2 pseudogenes are annotated in these 460 nt (G+C 58.3%); both read left to right on the plus strand.

The window, feature by feature from the left end:
- A pseudogene (locus tag K6M89_RS30585) lies at positions 1-169 on the plus strand (carbohydrate ABC transporter permease); the annotation flags it as partial.
- A gap of 11 nt (positions 170-180) precedes the next feature.
- A pseudogene (locus K6M89_RS30590) lies at positions 181-460 on the plus strand (SIS domain-containing protein); the annotation flags it as partial.

Here is a 460-nt window from a genome sequence, read left to right on the forward strand (position 1 = left end):
GGCAACGAAGCCCTTGACCGTTCTGATCCCGGAATTCGTAACCAAGAACTTCATCGACTACGGCCTCATCACGGCGAGCGGCTCGATCGCCATCGTCATTCCCGCCCTCGTCGTCATTTTCCTCAACCGTTACCTCGTCAGCGGCCTGTTGGCTGGTTCAGTCAAATAATCGGAGACTTCATGAACACGACCGAAAAAGTTATTTTCGAGCAATTTCCCTACTGGGAGAAGGCGATCGGCTCGAATTCAGCTGCCGATAGGGCGGAGCTGCTCGTCTTCGTCGGCTGTGGCACGTCTTTCAATCTTGCACTTTCGCTGGCAGCCTATGCCAATTTGGCGGGGCGAAAGGCAATCGCGGTCCCCGGCGCCGAATGGCAAAACCGCCCCTCGGCCTTCTGGCCGGAGTGGCGCAACACGCACGTCGTCGCGCTGTCCCGCAGCGGCGAGACGACAGAAACAG

It is taken from the genome of Rhizobium croatiense (assembly GCF_019793465.1).
GTDB classification, from domain to species: domain Bacteria; phylum Pseudomonadota; class Alphaproteobacteria; order Rhizobiales; family Rhizobiaceae; genus Rhizobium; species Rhizobium croatiense.